Genomic DNA, 9,431 nt, shown 5'->3' with positions numbered 1-9,431 from the left:
AGGGCGGGGGTGGTGGCGGCGGCGGTGAGGGCCGCCGCCGCGGCCGTCACGGCGAACGCGTGGATCACGCGGCGCCGGGAAACGGGCACAGTCGGCATCGTCTGAACTCCCTACCGGTGCGTCCGGCGGTTCCGTGTCCGCGGGGACGCCCATCGACGGATGTTGGGGGGAATGCTAGCCATCCATCGAGATGCATGAAAGAGATAACAGCGAATATATCCAGGTGGCAATATGGATGTAACAGGTGCCGACCGCTCCGTCTCTTCTACCAGGCAGGATGTCGACGTGGAACGACACGACATGCTGCTCTCTTCCGCCGGCGTCGAGGCGCTGCGTACCGCGCTGGACCGGGCCCGCTTCACCTCCAACGGCATCGCCGGCCGGCTCGGCCCGTCGGCCACCGGCGGGATGGCCCGCAACGACTTCCGGGCCGCCCTGCGCGCCACCGCCGACCGCGACCCGCTCGCCACCCTGATCAGGGTGTTCATCTGCGACCAGACCGAGCCGGAGGCGGCGGTGGCCGCCGCGCTCGCCCCGCTGACGATCGCCGAGGCCCTCGCCGGCGGGCTCGTCGAGCGGCACGGCGACGGCCTGCGCGCCGGGGTCGACCTGGAGCCGTACGGGGACGACTGGTGGGTGCTCGCCGACGTGCCGGCCAGCGCCCGGCCCGGCCGGCCGCTGCACGCCGAACACGTGCTCGGCATCGGCGGGGCCACCCAGACGCTGATCGGCGCGACCATGCGCCGGCCGGTGGAGACCGCGCTGGACCTGGGCACCGGCTCCGGCGTCCAGGCGCTGCACCTGGCCACCCACGCCCGCCGGATCACCGCCACCGACGTCTCCGAGCGGGCACTGCGCTTCGCCGCCACCACCGCCGCCCTCAACGACCAGGACTGGGAGCTGCTCCGCGGCGACCTGGTCGCTCCGGTCGCCGGCCGCCGCTTCGACCTGGTGGTGAGCAACCCACCCTTCGTGGTCGGGCCGGGCACCACCACCCACGTCTACCGCGACTCCGGTCGGGTCGGTGACGCGATCGGCGCGGAGCTGGCCGCCGCCGCGCCCGGCCTGCTCACCGAGGGCGGCACCATGCAGTACCTGGCGAACTGGGTGCACGTGACCGGCGAGGACTGGGGCGAGCGGGTGGCCGGCTGGTTCACCGGAACAGGGCTGGACGCCTGGGTGATCCAGCGCGAGGTGGCCGACCCGATGGCGTACGTCAGCCTGTGGCTCACCGACGTGGGCGAGGCCGCCGACGCGCAGCGGATGGCGGCCTGGCTGGACTGGTTCGACGCGCACAAGGTGGAGGCGATCGGTTTCGGCATCGTGTCGCTGCGCCGCTCCGGGCATGCCGACCCGGTGGTCCGGGTGGAGGACCTGCGCCAGCGGGTGGAACCCCCGATGGGCGAGCGGATCGCCGCCTGGTTCGACCGCCAGGACTTCCTGCGGGTACGCGACACCGACGCGCTGCTCGCCGAGCGCTACCGGGCCGCGGAGGGGCTTCAGCTGCGGCAGGAGGCCACCATGGGCGACGACGGCTGGGCGGTGGACCGGCAGACGCTTTCCATGCCGCACGGGCTGCGCTGGACCGAGGAGGTCGACCCGCTGGTGCTGGCCCTGGTCGGGGGCTGCGACGGCCGGCTCGCGCTGCGCGACCAGCTCGCCCTGCTGGCCGCCGCGCACGACGTGCCGCCGCAGGAGCTGGCCGAGGCGGCCGGGCCGATCGTGGCGCACCTGGTCGAGCGGGGCATCATCGAGCCGGTGGCGGCCTGATGCGCGCCCTGGTGCAGACGGTGGCCCGGGCGAGCGTCACCGTGGACGGCCAGGTGGTCGGGGAGATCGGCGACGGGCTGCTGGTGCTGCTCGGGGTGACCCACACCGACACGCCGCAGGTCGCGCAGCACATGGCCCGCAAGATCCACGAGCTGCGCATCCTGGACGACGAACGCAGCGCCGCCGACACCGGCGCCCCGGTCCTGCTGGTCAGCCAGTTCACCCTGTACGGCGACGCCCGCCGGGGCAGGCGCCCGACCTGGACCGCCGCCGCCCCCGCGGAGCTCGCCGAACCACTGGTCACCGCGGTCGCCGACGCCCTCCGTGCCCGGGGCACGAGGGTCGAGACCGGCCGCTTCCGGGCCCACATGCTGGTCGAGAGCGTCAACGTGGGCCCCCGCACCCTCCTGCTGGACCTTTGACCCGAGGGCCGGATGGGCGATCGTCGAGTTGGCGGCGGTCGACGCGACCGGCTCCGCCGCCGACTTCGTTGTCGACGCACCGCTTCGTTGTGCCCGGGTCAGGAGAACAGACCCCGGCGGGTGAGCGACTGGCGCAGCCAGCCGTCGAGGTGGGCGGCCCAGTCGACCGTGTCGTGTGTGGCGTGGTCCACGGTGAACCGACCGAAGGCGTCCCGCCCCTCGGTGAAGACGCCGCCCCGCTTGTCGAGTTCCAGCACGACCTGGGTCTGCGCCGCTGCGGTGACGAAGGTCAGCTCGAGCTGGTTGATCACACCGGCGTAGCGAGGGGCCGGGAAGAACTCGATCTCCTGGTAGAACGGCAGGCTCTGCCGTACCCCGTAGAGGTGCCCCCGCTCGACGTCGGCCCGGGCGAACCGGAAGCCCAGCCGCAGCAGCGCCTCCAGCAGCCGTTCGTGGACCGGCAGCGGGTGCACCGACACCGCGTCCAGGTCGCCGGAGTCCACCGCCCGCGCCACCTCCAGTTCGGTACGCAGCCCCATGGTCATCCCGGGTAGCCGCCGGCCGTACAGGTCGGACAGGGGCGTCTCCCACGGCACCTGGAAACGGAACGGGATGTCGTACCGCTGCCCGGCCTCCAGCCGGAACGGCCCGCTAACCTGACCGCGGCCGAACTCCTGGTCGGTGTGGTACTCGGAGTCGGCGCTCTCCACCTCGACCCGGGTGACCAGGCCGAGCGCCACGTGGGTGATGTCCACGGCGTGCTCCCCGCCGGCCACCCGGATCCGCCCCTCCAGCTGCCCGCCCGGACGGCAGTGCGGGTTGACCAGCACGGTCTCCACCGAGGGGCCGCCCACCCCCATCGCCTGCATGAGCCGTTTGAAGACCACCGTGTCCTCCGATGCCTGTCGTCGCCGGCCCGGTGACCGACCGCTGGCGGCACCGTAACCGCCACCGGCAAGGACTGTGACGCAGTACACCAGACCGTTCTGCTGTCGGGTCCCCGATCGCCTCACTCCCGTTTCACGCCCCGGTTGGAAAGCTGTTCATCACCGGCGCCACAGGCCGGTACGCGGCACAGAAGCGGACACGGGGAGAGACAGAGATGGCCCTGCAGATGATCGAACACCAGACGCGCCCGGCCGCCACCCTCGACGCCGGGCCCGGCACGGAGTCCCTCGCCGACCTCGACGCCACCGACGAGCGGGGCGTCTCCACCGACCTGGTCCGCGCGTACCTCAACGGCATCGGCCGGACGAAGCTGCTCACCGCCGCGCAGGAGGTCGAGCTGGCCAAGCGGATCGAGGCGGGGCTGTTCGCCGAGGAGAAGCTGTCGACGTGCACCCCGGTCTCCGCCGAGCTGCGGGCCGACCTTGAGCTGATCGTGGCGCAGGGCCGCGCCGCGAAGGACCACCTGCTGGAGGCGAACCTGCGGCTGGTGGGCATCGCCAAGCGCTACACCGGTCGGGGCATGGCCTTCCTCGACCTCATCCAGGAGGGCAACCTGGGGCTGATCCGGGCGGTCGAGAAGTTCGACTACGCCAAGGGCTACAAGTTCTCCACCTACGCCACCTGGTGGATCCGCCAGGCGATCACCCGCGCCATGGCCGACCAGGCCCGCACCATCCGCATCCCGGTGCACATGGTCGAGCAGGTCAACCGGATGGTCCGGGTTCGCCGGGAGCTGTCGGTCACGCTGGGGCGTGAGCCGACGGTGGGTGAGGTGGCCCGGGCCCTGGAGATCCCCGAGTTCCAGGTGATCGAGCTGATCTCGTACGACCGGGAGCCGGTGAGCCTGGACCAGGCCGTCGGCGAGGACGGCGAGAGCGCGCTCGGCGACTTCGTCGCCGCGGTGGACCCGCGCCAGGAGCCGGGTGACGCCGCCGTCCACGGCGAACTGCGCAACGAGGTACGGATCGTGTTGGCCACGCTCTCGCAGCGCGAGCAGGCGGTGATCCGGCTGCGGTTCGGCCTGGACGACGGCCGGCAGCGCACCCTGGACGAGGTGGGCAAGGAGTTCGGTCTGTCCCGGGAGCGGATCCGGCAGATCGAGAAGGTGACGCTGCTGAAGCTGCGCGCCCCGGAACGGGCGCAGCGCCTGGAGTCGTACGCCTGCTGACCGCGTCCGGAACGGGAGGCCCCGGCGGTTCGCCGGGGCCTCTGCCGTGTGTCGGGCTCGCGATGTCGTACTCCTCGGGCAACCTCGGCGTATGAACTGGACGTTGGAAGTGGTGGTGGTGCCGGTCAGCGACATCGACCGGGCCAAGGAGTTCTACGCCGAGCGGCTCGGCTTCACCGTCGACCACGACACCCGCCTCGGCGACGACGCGCGGATCGTGCAGCTCACGCCCCCGGGTTCGGGCTGTTCCATCGTGATCGGCCGGGGCGTGGTGCCGTCGATGCCGCCGGGGTCGCTCAAGGGCCTGCAACTGGTCGTGCCCGACCTGGAGCGGGCCAGGGCGGAGCTGGTCGACCGCGGCGTCGAGGTCAGCGAGATCCAGGTGCTCGGGACGAACCCCCGCCCGGTGCCGCACCCGCTGGACAACGTCGGCTTCGTCTTCTTCACCGACCCCGACGGCAACGCCTGGGGCGTACAGCAGATCTCCGCGCGCGCCTGAACCCGCCCGCGCCGCCGGGTGCGGTCAGAGTCGCCGCGGACCGGTGTCCGGGCGGGCCCCGGCCGCGCCGACCCGGACGGTGGCGTGCAGCACCGAGATGCCGTCCGGGCGGGCCAGCACCGGGTTGAGCGTCAACGAGCGGACCCGGGGCTGCTCGTCGGCGAGCCGCCCGACACGCAGCAGCAGGTCCGCCAGGGCCGCCCGGTCGACCGGGGTAGCCCCCCGGTGCCCGCGCAGCAGCGGCGCCGCCCGGGGCTCGTCGACCAGCTCGAACGCGTCCCGGTCGGTCAGCGGCACCGCCCGCCAGGCCCGGTCGCCGAGCAGCTCCGTGGCGACTCCGCCGAGACCGAAACCGACCACCGGCCCGAACGCCGGGTCCTCGACCAGCTCCACGACGCAGGCCACCCCGGGCGGGACCATCGGCTGCACCAGCACGTCCGCGCCGAAGACCGGAGCCAGCTCGGCGTACGCGCGGCGCAGCGCGGCCTCGTCGGCCAGGTCGAGGCGGACCGCGCCCAGGTCGAGGCGGTGCCGCAGGCCCGGGTCGGCGGCCTTGAGCGCCACCGGCCAGCCCATCCGCCCGGCGGCGGCGACCGCCTCGTCGGCCGTGGCCGCCCGGGCCGACTCGAACAGGTCGATGCCGTACGCCGCGAGCAGCCCGGCCGTGTCGGAGGCGTCGGCGCGCAACGCCGCCTGCCCCGCCGCCGGGTCCACCCGGGCCACCTCGGGCGGTGTTCCCGGTTCGCGGCGCAGCCAGGCGGCGTACCGGGTGACCCGGCCCAGGGCCCGCACCGCCTCCTCCACGCTGGGATAGGCGGGCACCCCGGCCGGCACCCGACCGGCGAGGAACGTCGCCACCGCCGGTTTGCCGGTGGCGAGCGCGGCCGGCAGCGCGGCGGCGAAGTCCACCTCCTCGACGGTGAGCTGCCCGGGCAGCGGCGGCGCGAAGACGGCGACCAGGGCGTCGACGCCGTCGTCGGCGGTCGCCCCGGCCAGTGCGTCGGCGAACTCGGCCGCCCCGGCGTGCGGGCCCACGTTGCGGGGGTACCCGTCGGCCACGGTCAGCCCCTGGGCGGCGCAGGCGGTCGCGGCCAACCCGGCCAGCGCCGAGGAGTTGCCCACCACCGCGACCCGGGGCCCGGCGGGCAGCGGCTGGTGGCCCAGGAGCACGCCCACGTCGAGCAGCTCGGCGACGGTGTCCACCCGGATCACCCCGGACTGCGCGAACAGCGCGCTCACCGCCGCCTCGTCCAGGGCCGGCCCGTCGCCGAGACCGTCCGGGCGGGCCAGCGACGCGAGCGCCACCACCGGCTTGTCGCGGCCGATGCGTCGAGCCAGCCGGGCGAACTTGCGCGGGTTGCCGAACGTCTCCAGGTACAGCAGGATCACGTCGGTGCCCGGGTCGTCCTGCCAGTACTGCAACAGGTCGTTGCCGGAGACGTCGGCCCGGTTGCCGGCCGAGACGAAACTGGACAGGCCGAGCCGGCGGCGGCGGGCCTCGGCGAGCAGCGCCACCCCGAACACGCCGGACTGGCTGAACAGGCCGACCCGGCCGGGCGCGGGCAGCACCGGGGCGAGGGTGGCGTTGAGGCGTACCTCCCCGGCGGTGTTGGCCACCCCCAGGCAGTTCGGGCCGACGACCCGCATCCCGGCGGCGTGCGCGGCCCGGACCAGCGCCCGCTGTGCCGCCGCGCCCTCGGCGCCGGCCTCGGCGAAGCCGGCGGAGATGACCACCAGGCCGTGCGCCCCGGCGGCGGCCGCGTCGGCGACCACCCCGGCCGCGGCCTCGGCGGCCACCGCGACGACCGCCAGGTCGATCTGCGCCCCGGCGTCGGCCGCCGAAGGGTACGCGGGCAGCCCGGCCACGGTGGCCGCGCTCGGGTGCACCGGGACGATCGCCCCGCGGTAGCCGCCGTCCCGCAGGTGACCGAGGACGGCCGCGCCGACGCCCTGCCCGGTGGCGCTGGCCCCGTAGACGGCGACGCCGCGCGGGGCGAGCAGCCGGGCGATGGACCGCGCCTCGGTACGGTGCTCGCGGCCGCGCTGCACCTCCAGCGTCGCCTCGGTGGGGGCGATCGGGAAGGTCAGGTGCACCACGCCGTCGGCGTACTGGTGCTGGACCTGGTAGCCGAAGTCGGCGAAGACCCGCAACATCGCCGAGTTGGCGGGCAGCACCTCGGCGACGAAGTGGACGATGCCGGCGCGGCGGGCGGCGTCGGCCAGGTGTTCCAGCAGCACCGAGCCGATTCCCCGGCCCTGCCAGGCGTCCTCGACCACGAACGCCACCTCGGCCTCGGGCGCCTGCGGGCCGAGCCGCTCGTACCTCCCGACGGCGACGATCCGGTCGCCGGCGAGCACCACGAACGCCTCCCGGTCGCGGTGGTCGACGTTGACGAAGCGGCGCAGGTCGCGTTCCGGGATGCGTGGGTACGGCGAGAAGTAGCGCAGGTAGCGGGTGCGCTCGGAGAACCGCGAGTGCATCGCGACGATCTCCGGCGCGTCCTGTGGGCGGATCGGCCGCAGCTGGACGGTGGTCCCGTCGCTGAGCAGCACGTCCACCGGCTGGTCGACGGTGGTCACCGGTGTCGTCTCCTCCCGGTCGCCGGTCAGTCGCGCGGGTCGTACGGGTCCAGCCCGAGCAGCGGGAACACCGCCTTGCGGGTGGCCGCGACGGCCCGGTCCACGGAGTTCGGCTCGCCGGTCGGCTGCCACGGCTGGTACGAGGGGTCGACGTCGTCGGTCATCCGCAGGGGGATCCGGTGTCCGGGCCGACGGGCCGCCGCCAGTTCCCGCCAGGGCGGCGGGGTCAGCGTGGCCGGGTCGACCGGCGCGCCGGCGGCGACGGCGAGCAGGTGCGTCCAGGCCCGGGGCACCACCTCGACCAGCGCGTACCCGCCGCCGCCGGTGGCCACCCAACGGCCGTCGCAGAGCTCGTCGGCGAGCGCCCGCAGCGCCAGGTAGGTGGCCCGCTGACCGTCGACGGACAGATGCAGGTCGGCCAGGGGGTCGGCCCGGTGCCCGTCGGCGCCGCACTGGGTGACGAGGATCTGCGGCCGGAACGCCCGCAGCACCGACGGCACCACGGCGTGGAAGGCGCGCTGCCAGCCGACGTCGTCGACGCCCGGGGGCAGCGGCAGGTTCACCGAGGTGCCCTCGGCGCCGGGGCCGCCGGTCTCGTCGGGGAACCCGGTGCCGGGGAAGAGCGCCAGCGGGGTCTCGTGCACGCTCACCGTGAGCACCCGGGGGTCCCGGTAGAAGATCTCCTGCACGCCGTCGCCGTGGTGCACGTCGACGTCCACGTACGCCACCCGTTCGGCGCCGAGGTCGAGCAGGCGGGCGATCGCCACCGCCGGGTCGTTGTAGACGCAGAACCCGGCGGCCCGGTCCGGCATGGCGTGGTGCAGCCCGCCGGCCACGTTGACCGCCCGCCGGGCCTCGCCCCGCCACACCGCCTCCGCGGCGGCCACGGTCGCCCCGGCGACCAGCGCGCTGGACTCGTGCATCCGGTCGAAGACGGGGTTGTCGGCGGTGCCCAGCCCGTACCCGGCGAAGAGCGGGTCGTGCGGGGCGGCCCGGACCGCGGCCAGGTAGTCCGGCCGGTGCACCCGGGTGAGCAGCGCGTCGTCGGCCGGGTCGGGCCGGATCGTCCGCACCCCGGGCCGGTCGAGCACGCCCAACTCCCGGGCCAGGGCCATGGTCAGCTCCACCCGGACCGGGTCGAGGGGGTGCTCCCCCAGGTCGTAGCCGAGCAGGGACTCGTCCCACACCACCAGTGTGTCGTCCGACATGGGGCCATCGTCGCACGGGCCCCGGCGGACGCCCACGCCCCGCGCGGCTCACCCCGTCGGCGACTCCCCGGTGGCCACCGGACGGTCCGGGTCGGCGACCCAGTTGCTCCACGAACCGACGTAGAGCGCCGCGTCCGGCCGCCCCGCCAGGTGCAGCGCGAGCACCGCCTGCGCGGCGGTCACCCCCGAGCCGCAGTACGCCCCGACGGGCGCCTCCCCGGTCACCCCGACCGCCGCGAACCGGCCCCGCAGCGTCTCGGCGGACGGGAATCGGCCCTCGGTGACGTACTCGGGGGCGGGCAGGTTCACCGCCCCGGGGACGTGCCCGGCGACCGGGTCGATCGGCTCAATCTCGCCCCGGTAGCGGGGGGCGGCCCGCACGTCGAGCAGGACCCCCTCGTCGGCGGCGAAACGGGCCGCGCCGTCGGCGTCCAGCACCGGAAGCGCACCGGGTCGCACGGTCACGTCACCGGGAGCCGGGGCGGGCCTCTCGGTCGAGGTGGGCAGGCCCGCGGCGGTCCAGGCGGGCCAGCCGCCGTGCAGCAGGCGGACCTGCCGGTGGCCGGCCCAGCGCAGGGTCCACCAGGCGCGTGCGGCGGCCGTCCCGTCGCCGCCGTCGTACACGACGACGGGGTGACCGGCGCGCACGCCGGCGGCCCGCAGCACCGCCTGGAGCGCGGCGGGGTCGGGTAGTGGGTGCCGCCCGGCGGCGCCGGGCGGGCCGCAGAGCGCGGTGTCCAGGTCGACGAAGACGGCTCCGGGCAGGTGACCGAGGGTGTAGTCGTCCCGGCCCGGTGGGCCGGTCAGTCGCCACCGGACGTCGAGCAGGGTGGGCG

8 protein-coding genes are annotated in these 9,431 nt (G+C 74.8%); 4 read left to right on the top strand and 4 right to left on the bottom strand.

Features of this window, described 5'->3' with window-relative positions; translation table 11 throughout:
- Nucleotides 1-285 precede the first annotated feature (285 nt).
- Both E1165_RS25990 and dtd read left to right on the top strand, forming a co-directional pair.
- Entirely contained in the window at nucleotides 286-1,770 is a 1,485-nt protein-coding gene (locus E1165_RS25990; protein WP_207917042.1) for a methyltransferase, read from the top strand.
- The gene (gene dtd / locus E1165_RS25985; RefSeq protein WP_132394361.1) at nucleotides 1,770-2,192 is read left to right on the top strand and encodes a D-aminoacyl-tRNA deacylase; all 423 of its coding nucleotides are present in this window, start codon (nucleotides 1,770-1,772) and stop codon (nucleotides 2,190-2,192) included. Before E1165_RS25990 ends, dtd begins: the two co-directional genes overlap by 1 nt.
- Nucleotides 2,193-2,290: 98 nt before the next feature.
- Here the strand turns inward: dtd and E1165_RS25980 are convergent, their stop codons facing one another.
- Nucleotides 2,291-3,079, bottom strand: coding sequence for a sporulation protein (locus tag E1165_RS25980; protein WP_132394360.1), 789 nt, complete (start codon nucleotides 3,077-3,079; stop codon nucleotides 2,291-2,293).
- A 215-nt stretch (nucleotides 3,080-3,294) separates the two neighbouring features.
- Here E1165_RS25980 and sigB point away from each other — a divergent pair, with 215 nt between their 5' ends.
- Both sigB and E1165_RS25970 read left to right on the top strand, forming a co-directional pair.
- On the top strand, nucleotides 3,295-4,308 hold the full coding sequence (gene sigB, locus E1165_RS25975; protein ID WP_371687400.1) for an RNA polymerase sigma factor SigB: 1,014 nt from the start codon (nucleotides 3,295-3,297) through the stop codon (nucleotides 4,306-4,308).
- A 91-nt stretch (nucleotides 4,309-4,399) separates the two neighbouring features.
- Nucleotides 4,400-4,807: a VOC family protein gene (locus tag E1165_RS25970; RefSeq protein ID WP_132394359.1), complete on the top strand. Its 408-nt coding sequence runs from the start codon at nucleotides 4,400-4,402 to the stop codon at nucleotides 4,805-4,807.
- A 24-nt stretch (nucleotides 4,808-4,831) separates the two neighbouring features.
- On the opposite strand, the gene E1165_RS25965 is transcribed toward E1165_RS25970, so the two are convergent.
- From E1165_RS25965 to E1165_RS25955, 3 genes are all read right to left on the bottom strand, one after another.
- Complete coding sequence (locus tag E1165_RS25965) at nucleotides 4,832-7,387, bottom strand: bifunctional GNAT family N-acetyltransferase/acetate--CoA ligase family protein (RefSeq protein ID WP_132394358.1); 2,556 nt, start codon at nucleotides 7,385-7,387, stop codon at nucleotides 4,832-4,834.
- Between the two features lie 26 nt (nucleotides 7,388-7,413).
- Nucleotides 7,414-8,595 carry an acetoin utilization protein AcuC gene (locus tag E1165_RS25960; RefSeq protein WP_132394357.1) on the bottom strand — a complete coding sequence of 394 codons (1,182 nt, stop codon included), beginning with the start codon at nucleotides 8,593-8,595 and terminating at the stop codon, nucleotides 7,414-7,416.
- A gap of 48 nt (nucleotides 8,596-8,643) precedes the next feature.
- Nucleotides 8,644-9,431: sulfurtransferase (locus E1165_RS25955; RefSeq protein ID WP_132394356.1), on the bottom strand; the 788-nt coding region annotated here is incomplete at its 5' end.

Source organism: Micromonospora sp. KC723 (assembly GCF_004348595.1).
In the GTDB taxonomy this organism is placed as follows: domain Bacteria; phylum Actinomycetota; class Actinomycetes; order Mycobacteriales; family Micromonosporaceae; genus Micromonospora.
Note: the sequence above shows the minus strand (reverse complement) of the source record. Positions and strands in the feature narration are given on the sequence as shown.